This is a genomic window from Chromatiales bacterium, assembly GCA_014762505.1.
Lineage (GTDB): Bacteria > Pseudomonadota > Gammaproteobacteria > SpSt-1174 > SpSt-1174 > SpSt-1174.
In genome coordinates this window covers 53502-72116 of the sequence record JABURS010000033.1, presented here as the reverse complement: position 1 = coordinate 72116, position 18615 = coordinate 53502, and the positions used below count along the sequence as shown (strand labels likewise).

Sequence of the window (18615 nt, the reverse complement as noted above, 5' to 3'; positions counted from 1 at the left end):
TTCCTGTGTTCGCAGGAATGACGGGGGTGCAGGCATGACAGGGGGAGCCGGTTTGACGGGGGTGCAGGCATGACCTCGGACCACCCGTTACCTTTGGTAACAAACCTGCTATCCTCGCGGACATGCCCACCGTGCCCCGTTCCCGCCGCGCCCTGGACCGCACCCTGCTGGTGCTGCTGGCCGCCCTGCTGGTGTTCGCCTCGCCGCTGACGCGCTGGTGGGCGCAGGGTGCACCGCCCTGGTACCTGCCCTACCTGCTGTGGGCCGGCGTGCTGGTGCTGGCGGTCCTGCTGCAGCGCTGGCTGGCCCGTCATGACGCACGGCATGGTCCCGATCATGACCTTTGAACTCGGCACCCTGTTCGTCGCGGGCGTGCTCTACCTCGCCCTGCTGTTCCTCACCGCGCACGCGGCCGAGCGTGGCTGGCTGCCGCCCCGCCTGGTGCGCCATCCGCTCACCTACACCCTCTCGCTCGGGGTCTATGCGACCTCCTGGAGCTATTACGGCAGCGTGGGCCTGGCCCAGGACCAGGGCTATCTGTTTCTGACCATCTACCTGGGCGTGACGCTGGCCTTCGTCCTCACGCCCGTGCTGTTGCAGCCCATCCTGCGCCTGGTGCGCGACTTCCAGCTCACCTCGCTGGCCGACCTGCTGGCCTTTCGCTATCGCAGCCAGTGGACCGGTGTGCTGGTCAGCCTGTTCATGCTCGGCGGCACGCTCCCCTACATCGCCCTGCAGATCAAGGCGGTGACGGACTCGGTGCAGGTCATCACCCACCAGGCGCCGCCGCATATCCTGGCGCTCGGCTTCTGTCTCACCCTGAGCGTGTTCGCCATCCTCTTCGGCGCCCGGCACATCAGTCCGCGCGAGAAGCACGAGGGCCTGGTGGTGGCCATCGCCTTCGAGTCCCTGGTGAAGCTCGCCGCCCTGCTGCTGGTGGGGGGCTTCGCCCTGTTCGTGGTGTTCGGCGGCATCGACGGCCTGGACGCCTGGCTGGCGGCCACGCCGGAGGCCAGCCGTGCCCTGTTCGCCCCGCTGCAGCAGGGCGAGGCCTGGGGCAGCCTGCTGCTGCTGGCCTTTGCCGCGGCCTTCCTGCTGCCGCGCCAGTTCCACATGATCTTCACCGAGAACATCGACCCGAAGACGCTCAACGCGGCGAGCTGGGGCTTCCCGCTGTTCCTGCTGCTGCTCAACCTGCCCATCCCCATCATCCTGTGGGCGGGCAACCACGCCGGGCTCGAGATCCCGGCGGACTACTACGTGTTGGGGCTCACGCTCACGGCCGACGGCCCCTGGCTGGCGCTCGGGACCTTCATCGGCGGCCTATCGGCGGCCAGCGCCATGATGATCGTCACCTCGCTGGCACTGGCCTCGATGGCCCTCAACCACCTGCTGCTGCCCTCGCGGCTGCAGCGCCAGCAGACCGCCTCCGGCAGCCTCTACGCCTGGCTGCTGTGGGGCCGGCGCCTGCTCATCGTCGGCATCATCCTGCTCGGCTACCTCTTCTACCTGCTGCTGGAGTACAACCAGGGGCTGGCCCAGATCGGGCTCATCTCCTTCGTCGCCGTGGCCCAGTTCCTGCCGGGCATCGTCGGCCTGCTCTACTGGCGCCGCGCCACCCACGCCGGCTTCATCGCAGGGCTGATCGCCGGCATGCTGGTGTGGCTCACGGCCCTGATCCTGCCGCTGCTGGACCATGCCGGGGTGCTGACCAACAACATCAACCTGCAGCTTCTGATGGGCGCACAGGACCAGGACCGCTGGGCCTTCGCCAGCTTCTGGTCGCTCAGCCTCAACGCCCTGCTGTTCGTCGTGTTCTCGCTGCTCACCGAGCCCTCGCGCGAGGAGCTGGAGGCCGCCCAGGCCTGCTGCCGCGAGACCGTGGCCCCGCCGCCCGGCCAGGTGAACGTGCAGTCGCTGACCCAGTTCGAGGAACGCCTGTCGCTGAGCCTCGGGCACGACATGGCCCGCGCCGAGATCGGCAAGGCCCTTGCCGACCTGGCGCTGGCACCCGAGCAGGTGCGCAGCCCGCAGCTGCGCCTGCTGCGCGAGCGCATCGAGCGCAACCTCTCGGGCCTCATCGGCCCGCTGCTCGCGCGCATGATCGTGGACGAGGGCCTCAAGGTGGACACCAACGCGCAGACTGCCCTGGCCGACACCCTGCGTTTCATGGAAGAGCAGCTGGAGACCTCGCATACTCGCCTGCAGGGCCTGGCCGCCGAACTCGACACCCTGCGCCGCTATCACCGCACCGTGCTGCAGGAACTGCCGCTGGGCGTGTGCTCCATCGCCCCCGACGGGCAGATCCTGCTGTGGAACGCCGCCATGACCCTGATCACCGGTATCCCCAGCCGCGAGGCCACCGGCCAGACGCTCACCGATCTGCCCGAGCCCTGGGCCGGGGTGCTGCGCAGCTTCGCCCGTGGCGAGGACAACCACCTCTACAAGCTGCAGGTCGCGGTCGGCAACGAGACCCGCTGGTTCCACCTGCACAAGTCCCAGGTCGAGGCCCCTCATACCCAGTCGGCGCTGGCCTCCGGCCTGGGCGGCAGCGTGCTGCTCATCGAGGACCTCACCGAGCTGCACGTGCTGGAACGCGAGGTGGCCCACTCCGACCGGCTGGTCTCCATCGGCCGCCTGGCCGCCGGCGTGGCCCACGAGATCGGCAACCCGCTGACCTGCATCGACACGCTGGCGCAGAACCTGCGCTACGACAACACGCCCGCCGACGTGGAGACGACCGTCGACCAGCTGCTGGAACAGACCCGGCGCATCTCCAACATCGTGCAGTCGCTGGTCACCTTCAGCCATGCCGGCAGCTCGCGCGAGGAGGACCACGTGCCCGTGGACCTCGCCGCCTGCGTGGACGAGGCCATGCATCTCGTGCAGCTGAGCCGCCAGGGGCGCGCCGTGAGCTGCCTCAACGAGGTCGGCCCCGGCCAGCGCGTCACCGGCGATGCCCGCCGCCTGATCCAGCTGTTCGTGAACCTGCTCTCCAACGCCATCGACGCCTCGCGTCCGGGCGACCACGTGCGGGTGCGGGCCGAGACCCGCAACGACACCGTGCGCATCGAGATCGAGGACGAGGGCGCGGGCATCGATGACACCCTGCGCGAGCGCATCTTCGACCCCTTCTTCACCACCAAGCCGGCCGGCAAGGGCACCGGCCTGGGCCTGTCGGTGGTCTACAGCATCGTCCAGGACCACGGCGGCAGCATCCACCTCGAGACCCCCGATGCCGGCGGCGCGCGTTTCGTCCTGCGCCTGCCCGCCGCCCAGCCCGCCGCACACAGGGAGCCATCCGCATGAACCGCATCCTGGTCATCGACGACGAGGAGATCATCCGCATGAGCCTGGCCCGCCTGCTCGGCCGGGAGGGCTATGCCGTGGACACGGCCGGCAGCCTGGAGGAGGCCCGCGCGGCCCTGGCCACGCGTGGCTATGCCCTGGCGCTCTGCGACCTGCGTCTGCCCGACGGCGAGGGCACCGAGCTGCTGGGGGATGCCGGCGACCTGCCGGTGGTGATCATGACCAGCTACGCCAGCGTGCGCTCGGCGGTGGATGCCATGAAACAGGGCGCGGTGGACTATATCGCCAAGCCCTTCGACCACGACGAGGTGCTGTTGCTGGTGGCCCGCAGCCTCAAGCAGCGCCGCCTGGAGGAGGAAAACGCCCGCCTGCGTTCGGACCTTGAGGCCGCCTGGCCGGGCGGCGGCATGGTGGGCGAATCCGCCGCCATGCAGCGCGTCTTCGACTGGGTGGAGCGGCTCGCCGACACCGACGCCACGGTGCTGATCCGCGGCGAGTCCGGCACCGGCAAGGAGCTGGTGGCCCGTGCCATCCACGAACGCAGCGCCCGGCGCGAGCGCGCCATCGTGGCCGTGAACTGCGCGGCCATCCCCGAGACCCTGATCGAGGCCGAGCTCTTCGGCCACGAGAAGGGGGCCTTCACCGGCGCCGTCAGCCAGCGCCAGGGCCTGATCGAGGCGGCCGACGGCGGCACCCTGTTCCTGGACGAGATCGGCGAACTGACCCCCGCCGCACAGTCGCGCCTGTTGCGGGTGCTGCAGGAAGGCGAGATCCGCCGCGTGGGCGCCACCGGCGAGCGCCACGTGGACATCCGCCTGGTGGCCGCCACCCATCGCGACCTCGAGGCCATGGTGCGGGAAGGCAGCTTCCGCGAAGACCTCTACTACCGGCTGAAGGTCGTGCAGCTCGAACTGCCACCCCTGCGTGAACGTCCCGAGGATCTGGAACCGCTCACCGCCTACCTGCTGGACAAGATCGGCCGCCGCCTGCGCCGCACACCGCCGGCGCTGAGCCCGGCCGCCCGCGAGGCCATCGCCCGACACCGCTGGCCGGGCAACGTGCGCGAGCTGGAAAACGCCCTGGAGCGCGCCGTCATCCTGGCCGACGGCGCGATCACCCCTGAGCACCTGGGCCTGAACCCGGCAATGGCGCCGGAACCCGGCGAGGCCGACATGCCCGAGCTGAGCCTCGACGACTACTTCCGCCGCTTCGTGCTGGAGAACCAGGGCCAGATGACCGAGACCGAACTGGCCCGGCGCCTGGGCATCAGCCGCAAGGCCCTGTGGGAACGGCGCCAGCGCATGGGCATCCCCCGCCAGCGCGGCTAGGCCGACCCAGCGCGACCAGGGGCTGTGATGCCTGTCACGCCCCGTAACACCGGTGTTACCCTCGGTAACACCGGTGCGCCATGCCTTAAGCCAAGTGATTGATTTTTCGAAAAACAGTCCCGGCACAATGCTTGCAGCTAGGTACCAAACCCCGGACCCACTGCGCCGATGGCCGACCCGAAACCCGACAATCAGTCCCAGAACGGCAGCGTACTCGGCCCTGTCCTGGACTTCCTGCGCCGTCACGCCCCCTTCGACCAGATGGAGGCGGCCGACCTCGAATTCCTGGCCAAGCGCCTGGAGCTGAGCTTCCACGCGCGCGGCGCCAAGATCACCGACCCCGCCGCCGGGCCCGCCGACCGCTTCATCATCATCAAGCAGGGGCGCGTGCGCGGCGAAACGCCGAGCGAGGACGAACAGATCTCGGGCAACGCCTGGGAACTGGTGCCGGGCGAGTGCTTCCCCATCGGTGCCCTGCTCGCCCACCGCCCGGTACGCACCGTGCACCGCGCCGCCGAGGACTGCTTCTGCTACGAGCTGCGCCGCGACGACTTCGAGAAGCTCCTCAAGCGCAGTCCCGCCTTCAACGACTTCTGCACCCGTCGGCTGGCCAACCTGCTCGACCAGGCCCAACGCCGCATCCAGGCCAGCACCGTCACGGCACTCAGCGGCGACACCGCCCTCAACTACCGCGTCTCCGACCGCATGCAGGCGCAGACGGTACGTTGTACCCCGGGCACGGTGCTGGGCGAGGCCCTGCTCACCATGCGTGAACATGCGGTGGGCAGCATCATCGTGGTGGACGAGGCCGGTCACCCGCTGGGCATATTCACCCTCAAGGACCTGCTCGGGCGCGTGGTGCTGGACGAACGGCGACTGGACACACCCATCGCCGAGGTGATGACGCCCGACCCGATCACCATCCCGACCGATGCCTATGCCTTCGAGGCCGCGCTGAAGATGGCCGAGCACGGCGTCACCCACCTGTGCGTGGTGGAACGCGGCCGCCTGGCCGGGGTGCTCTCCGAGCGCGACCTCTTCGCCCTGCAGCAGATCAGCATCGGCAGCGTGAGCCGCCGCATCACCGGCGCGGGCAGCGTGGCGGCCGTCGCCCAGGTGGCCGGCGACATCCACAAGCTGGTCGGGCAGATGATCGCCCAGGGCGCGGAGATCGATCAGATCACCCAGCTCATCACCCTGCTCAACGACCACATCGCCCAGCGCGTGATCACCCTCTGCGAGCAGGACTTCGAGGTCGGTGACATCGACTACACCTGGCTGGCCTTCGGCAGCGAGGGCCGCCAGGAACAGACCCTCAAGACCGACCAGGACAACGGCATCCTGTTCCGCGTACCCGAGGGCCAGGACGCCGACACCCTGCGCCAGCGGCTGCTGCCCATGGCGCGACAGATCAACGAGGGCCTGGCCGAGTGCGGCTTCCCGCTGTGCCCCGGCAACATCATGGCCAGCAACCCGGAGTGCTGCCTGAGCGCGGAGGAATGGCGCGCCCGCTTCGACCGCTGGATCGACCAGGGTACGCCCGAGCATCTGCTGAAGAGCTCCATCTTCTTCGACTTCCGCCCCATCACCCCGCCGCTTTCCGAGGTGGACGAACTGCGCGCGCACCTGCTGCGCGCCACCGGGCGCAACAGCCGCTTCCGCCGGCAGATGGCCGCCAATGCGCTGCGCATCCGTCCGCCGCTTGGCGTGATCCGCGACTTCAAGCTCACCACCGGTGGCGATCACGACCACACCCTGGACCTCAAGACCAACGGCCTCACCCCCTTCGTCGACGGTGCGCGCATCATCGCCCTGGGGGCGGAAGTGGATGCCACCCACACCGTGGACCGGCTACGCGGTGCACAGGAAAACGGCAAGCTGCGCAAGCCAGACGTCGACGCCTGGGTGGATGCCTATCACTACATCCAGTTCCTGCGCATGCGCCTGCATGCAGAGCAAAGCCGCGAGGGGCGCGAGCTCAGCAACCACATCGATCCGGACACGCTCAGCGAGCTGGACCGACGCATTCTGAAGGAGGCGTTTCGACAGGCACGGAAGCTCCAGTCGAAACTGGCTCTGGAATATCAGCTGTAGTCAGGCTGAGAACCAAGCAAGGCAAGGTGAAAGAAGCAAGGAAAAGTGAAATGACGTACGTAAATTCCAACCACAACGAAGACACGGGAGGACACCATGGAACTCTCAGGTAAGACGAGGGAGTACTGGGCCGCGAACCTCAAACTACTGATCTCCTGTCTGGTGATCTGGTTTGTCGCGTCCTATCTGTTCGGGATCATTCTGGTCGAACCGCTCAACGCCATTCAGATCGGTGGCTACAAGCTCGGTTTCTGGTTTGCCCAGCAGGGGTCGATCTACACCTTCCTGGTGCTGATCTTCTTCTACGCCTGGCGCATGAACAAGCTTGATCGCGAATTCGGCGTTCACGAAGACTAAGGGGGAGATTCCATAATGACTCTCGAAACAATGACCTGGATCGTCGTCGGTGCGACGTTCGCGCTCTATATCGGCATTGCCATCTGGAGCCGCGCGTCCAGCACCGGCGAATTCTATGTCGCGGGCAAGGGGGTCCACCCCGTCGCCAACGGCATGGCCACCGCGGCGGACTGGATGTCCGCGGCATCCTTTATCTCCATGGCCGGCCTCATCGCCTTCAACGGCTATGATGCCTCGGTGTACCTGATGGGCTGGACCGGCGGCTACGTGCTGCTTGCCATGCTGCTCGCGCCCTACCTGCGCAAGTACGGCAAGTTCACCGTGCCGGAGTTCATCGGTGAGCGCTACTACTCGCAGACCGCGCGCATCGTCGCCGTCATCTGCCTGATCGTGGCCTCGATCACCTACGTCATCGGCCAGATGAAGGGCATTGGCGTGGCCTTCTCCCGCTTCCTGGAAGTGGACTACAACACCGGCCTGTTCAGCGGCATGGCGATCGTGTTCATCTACGCGGTGCTCGGCGGCATGAAGGGTATCACCTATACCCAGATCGCCCAGTACGTGGTGCTGATCTTCGCCTACACCGTACCGGCGATCTTCATCTCGCTGCAGCTCACCGGCAACCCGCTCCCGCAGCTGGGCCTGGGCAGCACGGTGGCCGACGGCACGCACCTGCTGGCCAAGCTCGACCAGGTGCTGGTGGAGCTGGGCTTCGCGCAGTACACCGTCATGAAGGGCACCACGCTCAACATGGTGGCACTGACGCTGTCGCTCATGATCGGTACGGCGGGTCTGCCGCACGTCATCGTGCGCTTCTTCACCGTGCCGAAGGTGCGTGACGCGCGTGCCTCCGCCGGCTGGGCGCTGTTCTTCATCGCCATCCTCTACACCACCGCTCCGGCCGTGGGTGCGATGTCCTTCTACAACCTGATCAACACCGTGCAGCCGGGCCCGATTGCCGCTGAAGACGGTGCGCTCAAGTACGAGGACCGCCCGACCTGGTTCCAGAACTGGGAGACCACCGGTCTGCTCAAGTTCGAGGACAAGAACGGTGACGGCCGCATCCAGTACCGTGCGGCGGCGGATGAGAGCGAACTGAAGGTCGACCGCGACATCATGGTGCTGGCCAACCCCGAGATCGCCAACCTGCCGAACTGGGTCATCGCCCTGGTCGTGGCCGGTGGTCTGGCGGCGGCACTGTCCACCGCGGCAGGCCTGCTGATGGCCATCTCCTCGGCGGTCTCGCATGACCTGCTCAAGGGGGTATTCGTGCCCGACATCTCGGAGAAGGCCGAGCTCCTGTCGGCACGCATCGCCATGGCGGGCGCCATCCTGGTGGCCGGCTGGCTGGGTCTGCATCCGCCGGGCTTCGCCGCACAGGTGGTGGCACTGGCCTTCGGTCTGGCCGCCTCCTCGCTGTTCCCGGCCCTGATCATGGGTATCTTCTACAAGCGCCTGAACAGCACCGGTGCCATCGCCGGCATGCTGGTGGGCCTGTTCAGCACCCTGATCTACATCTTCTGGTTCAAGGGATGGTTCTTCATCCCGGGCACCGAGATGATGGCCAACAACGCCAGCAACTGGTTCCTCGGCATTCAGCCCGAGTCCTTCGGCGCCGTGGGTGCGCTGCTCAACTTCGTGACCGCCTTCGTGGTGTCGAAGCTGACCACCCCGCCGCCGGATCACATCCAGCATCTGGTGGAAGATATCCGTGTGCCGAAGAACCTCGGCTAAGCAGCACGGATGAACGGACGCAGGGTCGGGGTCACCCCGGCCCTGCGTTTTTACCCTGGAGGCAATCCTTTTCTGATCACGCCGCGCAACGGCCTGATGAGAAAAGGATTCGGGATGACGACCCGTTGATCACGGGTACCGCACCTCACCCAACCGGATCGAAGTAGAACCCGAATCGAACCCATGGACGCCGAACTCGCCGACATCTGTCAGTTCCTCGCCGGGCATGCACCCTTCGATGCGTGTACGGACGAGGCACGCGAGCACATCGCGCGCGAGCTCTCCATCCGCTACCTGCGCCATGGCAGCCCCTTCCCACCCGCCGATGCGGGAGACGATACGACGTCGCTGTACCTGTTTCGCACCGGCGCGGCGGAGTTTCGCGATGCGGGCAACCGCCTGGTCGAGCGCCTGCAGGAGGGCGAGGTATATGCCGACACCTGCCTCGGCGAGGCCCTGCAGGACCAGCCCCCGCTGGGTGAAGACATCACCGGTCGCATCGTCGAGGACAGCCTCGTCTATCTGCTGCCCTGCGGGCGTCTGGACCACCTGCGCACCAGCTTCCCGGTACTGGACGGCTACTTCCGGGCATCGGCCGGCAAGCGCCTGCAGCAGGCCTACACGCGGCTGCAGACCGACCGCACGCCGGCCAGCGACATCACCCGCCTGGACGTCAGCGACCTGCTGCGGCCGCTGGACTACGGCATCCCGGCCGAGGCCAGCATCCGCGAGGCGGCAGGCCGCATGATGGACCGCAAGACCTCGGGGCTGCTGGTGCTGAAGAACGGCGAGCTGGCCGGGCTCATCACCGACCACGACCTGCGTCGCCACTGCGTGGTCGGCGAGGTCTCGCCCGAGGAGCCGGTGGCGCGGATCATGACCACCCGCCTCTATACCGTCTCCCCGGACATGTCCGCCTTCGAGGCCCTGCTGGAGATGACCCGCCGCAACATCCGGCACCTGCCGGTGGTGGACGCGGGACGGCCCGTGGGCCTGGTCACCGCCATCGACTTCGTGCGCCAGCAGGCCACCAGCGCGGTCTACCTCGTTGCCGACATCGAACGCTGCGACTCCCCCGAGGCCGTGGCCCGCGCCTGCGCCGAGCTGCCGGAGATCCAGCTGCGCCTGGTGGGCACGGGTGCGCGTGGCAGCGACGTGCAGCAGGTCGTCACCTCCATCGCCGATGCTGCCACGCGGCGCCTGGTCGAACTGGCCGAGGCCGCACTCGGCCCCGCGCCCGTCCCCTATGCCTGGGTATCCGTGGGCTCGCAGAGCCGGCGCGAGATGACGCTCAGCTCCGACCAGGACAACCTGCTGCTGCTCGACGACCGCTACGACCCCACCCGCCACGGCCCCTGGTTCGAGGGCCTGGCCGAGCGGGTGAACCAGGGGCTGGACGCCTGCGGCTTCGTCCTCTGCCCGGGTGAGGTGATGGCGCGCAATCCGCAGTGGCGCCAACCGCTGGCCCAGTGGCGGCGCTATTTCCGCGGCTGGATCGAAGCGCCTGAACGCAAGTCGATGATGTATGTGGCCAACTTCTTCGACCTGCGCCTGATCACGGGCGAGCAGGAGTTGCTGGAAGAACTGCGCAGTGGCGTGCTCGAGGATTGCCAGGAGAACCAGATCTTCCACGCCCACCTGGCCGGCAACACCCTGCGCCACCGGGCACCGCTGGGCATCTTCAACGGCTTCGTGCTCAGCACCCACGAGGAGCAGGCCGACACCCTGGACCTCAAGCGCGAAGGGCTCATCCCCATCGTCGACATCGCGAGGCTCTACGCCCTGGTCAACGGCATCGCCGCGGTCAACACCCTGGAGCGCCTGCGCGCGGCGGGTGAGCGCGGCGTCATGCACCGGGAGACCGCCCAGGACCTGATCGAGGCCTATGAATTCATCGCCGGCCTGCGCCTGCGTCACCAGGCCGATGCCCTGCGCCGCGGCGACCAGCCCGACAACTACCTGGACCCGCGCCGCCTGAGTTCCCCCGAGCGCTCTCACCTCAAGCAGGCCTTTCGCGTGGTGCGCACCGTGCAGGCGGCCCTCAATCAGCGTTACCAGGGCGGGCGCTTCGCATGACCCTGCTCGGCGGCATGTGGTGGAACGAGCTGCGGCGCCGCTGGCTGCTGCGCAAGGCGCCTGCAGGGCCGCTGCGTGATTACCTGCGCGAGGGCTTCCCGCCCGCGCGCGCCGGCTTCGACCAGGCGCCGCTGCTGGCGGTGGACCTGGAGATGACGGGACTGAATCCGCTGGTCGATGACATCGTGAGCATCGGCTGGGTACCGATCGAGGGGGGCGGCATCCGGCTGGGTGGTGCCCGGCGCCTGCTGGTCCGGCCGGAGCGCGACATGGCCCCGGAGAGTGCGGTGATCCACAAGATCACCGACACCCATGCCGCCACCGGTGCCCCGCTGGCCGAAGCCCTGGCCGCGCTGCTGGCCGCCTTGCGTGGGCACGTGATGGTGGCGCACCATGCCCGCATGGAGCTGCGGTTCATCGATGCCGCCTGCCGGCGCGTGTACGGCGGCGGCATCGTGATCCCCACGATCGACACGGAATGGCTGGCACGACGGCGCTTCGAACGGCGCGGCCAGCCCTACAAGGCGCGCGACCTCAGCCTGGCTGCGGTACGGGCGCGTTATAATCTACCCATTCACCAGGCACACGACGCCCTGGGCGACGCCATCGCCACCGCGGAGCTGTTCCTGGCACAGGCCAACGACTACGGCGCCGGCCGCCGCGTGTCACTGGCACAGATACTCTATCCGTCCTGAATGTCGCAGGCTGGCATCCAGGCAAAGCCATAAAACCGGGAGATGACAATGAGCGAAAACATTGAATCCACTCTGCAGGAGAACCGGCTCTTCGAACCCTCCGAGGCCTTCCAGAAGAACGCGCGCATCAAGGCCGCGGACCTCGAGGCCATGTACCGGAAGGCCGAGACCGACCACGAGGGATTCTGGGCCGACCTGGCGCGCGAGGAGATCGACTGGAAGCAGCCGTTCACGACCGTGCTCGACGACAGCAAGGCGCCGCACTTCCGCTGGTTCACCGACGGCAAGCTCAACGTCTCCTACAACTGCATCGACCGCCACCTGGCCGAGCGGGGCGACCAGGTCGCCATCGTCTTCGAGGGCGAGCCGGGCGACGTACGCAGGATCACCTTCAACGAGCTGCACAGCGAGGTGAGCCGCTTCGCCAATGCGCTCAAGGCCCAGGGCATCGCCAAGGGCGACCGCGTGGTCATCTACATGCCGATGATCCCCGAGGCCGTGGTGGCCATGCAGGCCTGCGCGCGCATCGGCGCCATCCACTCCGTGGTCTTCGGCGGCTTCTCCGCCGAGGCCCTGCGCGACCGCATCAACGACGCCGAGGCCAAGATGGTCATCACCGCCGACGGCGGCAACCGCGGCGGCAAGATCGTCGAACTCAAGGCCGCCGTCGACAAGGCCATGGCCCACGGCTGCCCCTCCATCGAGAAGAACATCGTCTTCCGCCGTACCGGGCACGACGTGCCGATGGATGGCTCCCGCGACATCTGGTGGCACGATGCCATCGCCGGCCAGTCCGACGACTGCGAACCGGAATGGGTGGACGCCGAGCACCCGCTGTTCCTGCTCTACACCTCCGGCTCCACCGGCAAGCCCAAGGGCATCCAGCACTCCAGCGCCGGCTACCTGCTCAATGCCATCTGCACCAACAAGTGGGTCTTCGACCAGCAGGATGGCGACGTCTTCTGGTGTACCGCCGACGTCGGCTGGATCACCGGCCACACCTACGTCGCCTATGGCCCGCTGGCCGTCGGCACCACCCAGGTGATGTTCGAGGGCGCCCCCACCGTGCCGGACGGCGGCCGCTTCTGGAAGGTGGCCCAGGACCACGACGTCACCATCTTCTACACCGCCCCCACCGCCATCCGCGCCCTGATGAAGCTGGGCGACGAGATCCCGGCCAGCTACGACCTCGGCAAGCTGCGCCTGCTCGGCACCGTGGGCGAGCCCATCAATCCCGAGGCCTGGATGTGGTATCACCGCGTGATCGGTGGCGAGAACTGCCCGATCGTGGATACCTGGTGGCAGACCGAGACTGGCGCCCACATGATCGCCCCGATCCCGGGCGTGACCGCCACCAAGCCCGGCTCCTGCACCCGCCCGCTGCCCGGTATCGCCGCCGACGTGGTGGACGACGACGGCAACTCCATCACCGAGCCCAACAAGGGCGGCTACCTGGTCATCAAGAAACCCTGGCCCTCGATGCTGCGCACCATCTGGGGCGACGACGAGCGCTACGTGAAGACCTACTGGCCGATGTTCGGCGGCAGGTACTACCTGGCCGGCGACAGCGCACGTCGCGATGCCGACGGCTACTTCTGGATCATGGGCCGCATCGACGACGTGCTGAACGTCTCCGGCCACCGCCTGGGCACCATGGAGATCGAGTCGGCCCTGGTGGCCCACGAGAAGGTCGCCGAGGCCGCCGTGGTGGGACGCCCGGACGACGTCAAGGGCGAGGCCATCGTCGCCTACGTGATCTGCAAGGGCGACCGCCCCACCGGCGCGCATGCCGACGAGATGGTCAAGGAGCTGCGTGGCTGGGTGACCGAGCAGATCGGCCCGATCGCGCGCCCCGACGACATCCGCTTCGCCGACGGCCTGCCCAAGACCCGCTCGGGCAAGATCATGCGCCGCCTGCTGCGTGACATCGCCAAGGGTGCGGAGATCACCTCGGACACCTCGACCCTGGAAAACGAGGCCGTGGTGCTGCAGCTTCAGGGCAAGGCCTGAGCAGAAAGCAGGGCAAGATCCGGGACCGGCATCGCCGGTCCCGGACTCACCCGGAACAGGCAGACATAGGCAGAATTCCCGTTTTTCATACAGCGGGGCTACCCGCACATCCGACCCGTTGCACCACCGGCACAATGGAGCCGTCACCAACAAGGACCGTTCAACATGCAACATTTCGATCTGGGTTTCGCCCGCATCTCCCGCCTGGAGAGCGACATCTACGAAGTCACCGCCGCCCCGGCCATCGAGATCGACGCCGAGATGAGCCAGCACTTCCATCGCTTCCTCGGCGAAGAGATCGGGACCCCCTGTCACCTGCTCATCGACAAGCAGCACGACTACTCCCTCTCGCTCGAGGCCATGCGCAGTACCGGCGATCATCCCCTGATCCGCGGCATGGCCTTCCTCGTCTATCGCCACAGCACGGCCCGCATCGTCGAGCTGCAGCAGCGCCTCATGCGCAACCGCAACCTGCCGGTAGCCACCTTCCGCAACCGCGAGCTGGCGCTGGACTGGCTGCGCGACCTCGCCTACCCGTTGCGCAACTCGCAGGCCTCCTGAGGCAGGGGAGGAATACCGGGGAACCTTTGCCGGGCCAGCCGGGCCACATACAATGTGCCACCCATACTGGTTGCCCATGATCCGCCTTCGGACCCCGCATGCTGCAAACCCTGCTGAGCTGGCTTGGCCAGCACGAAACCCTGTTGCTCTGGGCGGGTGCCCTATCCGCCCTGGGCTTCATCGCCAGCCTGGCGCTGCTGCCTTGGCTGGTGGTGCGCATCCCGCCCGACTATTTCCACCAGCGCCACCCCTTCCTCGACGAGCTGCGTTACCGCCACCCCGTGCTGCGCTGGACCCTGTTCCTGCTGAAGAACCTGTTCGGCCTCCTGGTGCTGCTGATGGGGATTGCGATGCTGGTGCTGCCGGGCCAGGGGCTCATCACCATCATGATCGGCCTGCTCCTGCTGAACTTCCCGGGCAAGTTCGCCCTGGAGCGCTGGGTGGTGACGCGCCCGGGCGTGCTGCGCGCCATCAACTGGATGCGCGGGCGCTACGGGCACCCCCCGATCACCCTGCCGTCGACCCGGGAACTTGATTCGCCCTAGCGCTCGCGCTACATCTGGTATCCCATTTCCCCAGCCATGACGCCATGACCGACTGCAGGACACTGGACACGCCGCTGCCCGACGGCGCGATCGAGATCGAGGATGCCGGGGGCGCGTGCCGCCGGCTCGAGGGCGAGGCCCTGCTGGTGGCCTGCGCGGGGCACTACAGCGGCATGAAGCCGCTGGCCGTGGGCGATCCGGGGGCCGTCAGCCTGCTCTCGGGCGAGCCCGGCTGGACGCTGCGCATCGAGGGCGTCGAGTGCGCGCTCACCCTGGACGAGATCGTGCATCTGGCCCTCAATGCCCTGCCCGCCGCCCAGGTCCTGAAACTGCGCGAGACCTGCGGCAGTCTGGCCCTGATCGGACCCGACTACTACGACGCCGAGGGCCGGGCCCTGCAGCCCAAGGTACGCGTGCCGGTACCCTGAGCAGAAGAACACCGGCAGAGGGCGGCACAGGCCACATCCCGACCTGTCCGGCCCACCATGAAAAACGCCACGCAGATGCGTGGCGTTTCTGTTTCGGCCGCTGCACCCGTGGCGCAGGGCCTGTGGCTCGACGGGTCAGGCGCTGGCCGTCACCAGGGTGGCCTGGGGGCCCTTCTTTCCCGCCTCCGACTCGAAGGCGACGAGCTGGCCTTCATTGAGGGTGCGATAGCCATCCATCTGGATGGTGGAAAAGTGGACGAACACGTCCTGCGTGCCGTCCTCCGGGGAGATGAAGCCGTAACCCTTCTTGTTGTCGAACCACTTGACCGTTCCATTGCGCATTGCCTGTTTCTCCTTGCTGTTCCCTTTGGTGGTACCGATGCCCGGCAGTGGGCATCACAGGGAGCATAGGCAGGGATTCCCGTATGCACAAATGAACCGCGTCGCAGTTTTCGGCTCTTTATCAGCCCTGGTATCAGGCCTGGCCACCCTGCTCCATCTCGGCCTGCTGACGCTTGACCTCGGCGTGCACCTGCGCCATGTCGACCTCGCGGACCTTGCCGATGACTTCCTCGAACTGGCCCTCGGACAGCATGCCGGGCTGGGCGAAGAGGATGACCTGCTCGCGGAAGATCATGAGCGTGGGGATGGAGCGGATCTGGAAGTGGGCGGCCAAGCCCTGTTCTTCCTCGGTGTTGACCTTGGCGAAGACGATGTCGTCGTGCTTTTCGGACATGGACTCGTAGATGGGCGCAAAGGCGCGGCAGGGGCCGCACCAGGGGGCCCAGAAATCGACGATCACGATGTCGTTGCCGGTGACGGTGGATTCGAAATTTTCAGCGGTGAGTTCCAGAGTAGCCAAGACAGTCTCCCGGAGAGTGCGTAAAGGAATGGATTGAGCGTAGACGAAAACGGTGAATGGCGCGCTCAGCGCGTCTGCGCCTCGAGCATGGCGTCGCGCAGCTGGAACAGCCGGGCCAGGGGATCGGCCTGTTCGAGCAGGGCCTGCTTGACCTCGGGCGCCAGCGGCAGCAGCTCGGTCAGACGGGCGCCGACCCAGCCGGCACGGTCGCAGTGCGGGTGCTCGGCCAGCGGGCCGCCGATTTCATGCAGGATACGCTCGCACAGCTGTCCCAGGGATTCAAATTCCGGTGGCAGCGGTGTGTCATTTTCCCCGGGCAGCCACTGGATGACGCCCATGCGCAGGCCGTTGTCCTCCTCCTGGCTCTCGATAACGCGAAAGCGGCGCTCGCCGCAGGCGGTGATGCCGAGCAGGCCGTCCGGGGTCTGCGTCCAGTCGACGATGCGCGCGCTGGTTCCGACGGTGTGGATCTCGGCCGGCCCGCCGGCCTCCACGCCCTCGCGGATCTGGCAGATGCCGAAGACACCGTCGCTGCGCAGGCGCTCGCGCACCATGTCGATGTAGCGGGCCTCGAAGATGCGCAGGGGCAGCAGCCCCTCTGGGAACAGCACGGTATGCAGGGGGAAGAGCGGGATGCGTTCGGTACCGAATTCAGTCATCGTCCGGCACGTCCTCGCCCCAGCGGGCGACGAGGTCCTGTTCCAGCCCCAGGTGGTCGAGCACGCGCGCGACCATGAAATCCACCAGCTCCTCGATGCGCGTGGGGCGATGATAGAAACCGGGGTTGGCGGGCATGATCACCGCGCCCATGCGCGCGAGGCGCAGCATGTTCTCGAGGTGGATCTCGGAGAACGGCGTCTCGCGCACCACCAGGATGAGCTGGCGGCGTTCCTTGAGCACCACGTCAGCGGCCCGCTCGATGAGCGAGCGGCTGGCACCGGTGGCCACGGCCGAGAGCGTGGCCGTGGTGCAGGGACAGACGACCATGGCATCCGGAACGGCCGAGCCGCTGGCCACGGGGGCCGTCCACTGCTCGCGGTCGTAGACGTGCAGCTGGCCCTCGGCCGCACCATAGCGTTCGGCGAGGAAGCGGCGCATCGCCGCCGGGCGCGCCGGCAGCTTCACCTCGGTCTCCATGCCGATGACGAGCTGGCCGGGCCTGGAGAGCATGAGATGCACCTCCACACCCTGGCCGAGCAGGCATTCGAGCAGGCGCAGGCCATAGGGCGCACCGGAGGCCCCGGTGATGGCCAGCGCGACGGAGCCGACGCGGGGGCGGGTCACCCCTCGCGCTCCTGTTCCTTGGCCAGCAGCTTGTTGGTCTCGGAGAGACGGCGGATGAGCGTCTCGGTGAAGGCCTTGTAGTAGCGCAGCTGGCAGTGATCGGAGGCCTGGCCGATGAGGGTGGCGTTGATCTTCATCAGCGTGAGCGGGCTCTCGGCGATGATGGTGGCCGTGCGCCGCTGGTGGGTGATGAAGCCGATCTCGCCGAAGCAGTCGCCGGAGTTGAGCCAGCCGATGGGCCGGCCACCCTTCTCCACCACCGCCGAGCCGTTGACGATGATGTAGAAGGTGTCGTCGATGTCGCCCTCGTTGATGACGGTATCGCCGGCCTCGAAGTTCACCCAGGTGGCGGCGTACATCACCTCCTGGATCTCCTCCATGGTGAAGTCGCGGAAGAAATCGAGCTGGGTGAGCATGTCGCGCCGCTCGAGGTTCTCGATCTGGCGACCGGCCAGGCGCAGCTGGTCGAACAGGCGGCTGAGGTCGGCGGCGAACTCCACGCCGTTCTGGTAACGGTCTTCCAGGCGCTTGGCCAGGGCCTTCTGCACCACCTGGTCCAGCGCCTCGGGCAGGTCGGGCCGGAAGTCGCGGATCGAGGGCGGTGCGTTGTGCACGATCTGGTAGACCAGCGAGTGGTAGGTGTCGGCTTCGAAGGGCAGGCGACGCGTGAGCAGGCCGAACATCACCACGCCCAGCGAGTAGATGTCGCTCTGCGGCCCGACGGGCTCGTCCTTCACCTGCTCGGGCGACATGTAGTTGGGCGAGCCGATCAACCCCACCGGCTGGGTCTCGTCCAGCTGTTCGAGCTGGGCGATGCCGAAGTCCATGATCTTCACCGTGCCGTCGTCGGTGAGCATGATGTTGCTGGGCTTGATGTCGCGGTGCACCACGCCCTCGCGGTGCGCGTAGTCCAGCGCCTTGCAGCACTTGAAGACGACGTCCACGGCCTTGTCCACGTCCAGCAGCTCGTCGCCGCGGGTGAAGACCTGCAGGGTCTTGCCCTGCACCAGCTCCATGACGATGTAGTTCTGCACGCCATCGATACCGGCGTCGTACACCGAGACGATGTTGGGATGATGCAGATTGCCGGCCGCATGTGCCTCGATGAAGAAGGAGCGCTGGAAGCGGCGCTTGGTGGCCGGATCGCTGGCCTCGGGGCTCGCGACCTTGATCGCCACGGGGCGCTGCACGAAGGGGTCATAGCCCTCGTAGACCACGCCCATGCTGCCACGCCCGATGCGACGCTTGATGATGTACTTGCCGATCTGGTCCGGCTCGGTGCGGGGCTGCAGTTCTAGCATGAGGGCACTTCAAGGTTGAATCGGACCAGCA

The 18615-nt window shown here is 67.2% G+C and carries 17 protein-coding genes; 12 read left to right on the top strand and 5 right to left on the bottom strand.

Translation table 11 applies throughout. From position 1 onward, the window contains the following. Nucleotides 1-122: 122 nt before the first annotated feature. From HUJ28_06275 to HUJ28_06220, 12 genes are all read left to right on the top strand, one after another. Nucleotides 123-347 carry a hypothetical protein gene (locus HUJ28_06275; GenBank protein ID MBD3619059.1) on the top strand — a complete coding sequence of 75 codons (225 nt, stop codon included), beginning with the start codon at nucleotides 123-125 and terminating at the stop codon, nucleotides 345-347. Continuing rightward, on the top strand, nucleotides 337-3309 hold the full coding sequence (locus HUJ28_06270; GenBank protein ID MBD3619058.1) for a PAS domain-containing protein: 2973 nt from the start codon (nucleotides 337-339) through the stop codon (nucleotides 3307-3309). Before HUJ28_06275 ends, HUJ28_06270 begins: the two co-directional genes overlap by 11 nt. After that, nucleotides 3306-4637, top strand: coding sequence for a sigma-54-dependent Fis family transcriptional regulator (locus HUJ28_06265; protein ID MBD3619057.1), 1332 nt, complete (start codon nucleotides 3306-3308; stop codon nucleotides 4635-4637). The genes HUJ28_06270 and HUJ28_06265 overlap by 4 nt, the downstream gene beginning before the upstream one ends. Nucleotides 4638-4805: 168 nt before the next feature. After that, a complete protein-coding gene (locus HUJ28_06260; GenBank protein MBD3619056.1) occupies nucleotides 4806-6731 on the top strand; it encodes a CBS domain-containing protein in 1926 nt (641 codons plus the stop codon). Between the two features lie 96 nt (nucleotides 6732-6827). Then, nucleotides 6828-7088, top strand: a complete 261-nt coding sequence (locus tag HUJ28_06255) for a DUF4212 domain-containing protein (protein ID MBD3619055.1) — start codon at nucleotides 6828-6830, stop codon at nucleotides 7086-7088. A gap of 15 nt (nucleotides 7089-7103) precedes the next feature. Continuing rightward, entirely contained in the window at nucleotides 7104-8822 is a 1719-nt protein-coding gene (locus HUJ28_06250) for a cation acetate symporter (protein ID MBD3619054.1), read from the top strand. A 183-nt stretch (nucleotides 8823-9005) separates the two neighbouring features. Beyond that, nucleotides 9006-10898 (top strand): cyclic nucleotide-binding/CBS domain-containing protein, encoded by a 1893-nt coding sequence (locus HUJ28_06245; protein MBD3619053.1) that lies wholly within the window; start codon nucleotides 9006-9008, stop codon nucleotides 10896-10898. Between the two features lie 14 nt (nucleotides 10899-10912). Next, a complete protein-coding gene (locus HUJ28_06240; GenBank protein MBD3619052.1) occupies nucleotides 10913-11593 on the top strand; it encodes a 3'-5' exonuclease in 681 nt (226 codons plus the stop codon). Nucleotides 11594-11641: 48 nt separating this feature from the next. Continuing rightward, entirely contained in the window at nucleotides 11642-13603 is a 1962-nt protein-coding gene (gene acs / locus HUJ28_06235) for an acetate--CoA ligase (protein MBD3619051.1), read from the top strand. A 165-nt stretch (nucleotides 13604-13768) separates the two neighbouring features. Next, entirely contained in the window at nucleotides 13769-14164 is a 396-nt protein-coding gene (locus tag HUJ28_06230) for a hypothetical protein (GenBank protein ID MBD3619050.1), read from the top strand. Nucleotides 14165-14262: 98 nt separating this feature from the next. Further along, nucleotides 14263-14709: a hypothetical protein gene (locus HUJ28_06225; protein ID MBD3619049.1), complete on the top strand. Its 447-nt coding sequence runs from the start codon at nucleotides 14263-14265 to the stop codon at nucleotides 14707-14709. A gap of 44 nt (nucleotides 14710-14753) precedes the next feature. Beyond that, the gene (locus HUJ28_06220; GenBank protein ID MBD3619048.1) at nucleotides 14754-15137 is read left to right on the top strand and encodes a hypothetical protein; all 384 of its coding nucleotides are present in this window, start codon (nucleotides 14754-14756) and stop codon (nucleotides 15135-15137) included. Nucleotides 15138-15272: 135 nt separating this feature from the next. Here HUJ28_06220 and HUJ28_06215 read toward each other — a convergent pair whose 3' ends face one another. The 5 genes from HUJ28_06215 to HUJ28_06195 form a co-directional block, all read right to left on the bottom strand. Continuing rightward, nucleotides 15273-15479, bottom strand: coding sequence for a cold-shock protein (locus HUJ28_06215; GenBank protein ID MBD3619047.1), 207 nt, complete (start codon nucleotides 15477-15479; stop codon nucleotides 15273-15275). Nucleotides 15480-15612: 133 nt separating this feature from the next. Further along, nucleotides 15613-15999, bottom strand: a complete 387-nt coding sequence (gene trxA, locus HUJ28_06210) for a thioredoxin (GenBank protein MBD3619046.1) — start codon at nucleotides 15997-15999, stop codon at nucleotides 15613-15615. A gap of 65 nt (nucleotides 16000-16064) precedes the next feature. Continuing rightward, entirely contained in the window at nucleotides 16065-16658 is a 594-nt protein-coding gene (locus HUJ28_06205; protein MBD3619045.1) for an LON peptidase substrate-binding domain-containing protein, read from the bottom strand. After that, nucleotides 16651-17283, bottom strand: coding sequence for a UbiX family flavin prenyltransferase (locus HUJ28_06200; GenBank protein ID MBD3619044.1), 633 nt, complete (start codon nucleotides 17281-17283; stop codon nucleotides 16651-16653). The genes HUJ28_06205 and HUJ28_06200 overlap by 8 nt, the downstream gene beginning before the upstream one ends. After that, entirely contained in the window at nucleotides 17280-18584 is a 1305-nt protein-coding gene (locus HUJ28_06195; protein MBD3619043.1) for a protein kinase, read from the bottom strand. Before HUJ28_06195 ends, HUJ28_06200 begins: the two co-directional genes overlap by 4 nt. Between the last annotated feature and the right edge of the window lie 31 nt (nucleotides 18585-18615).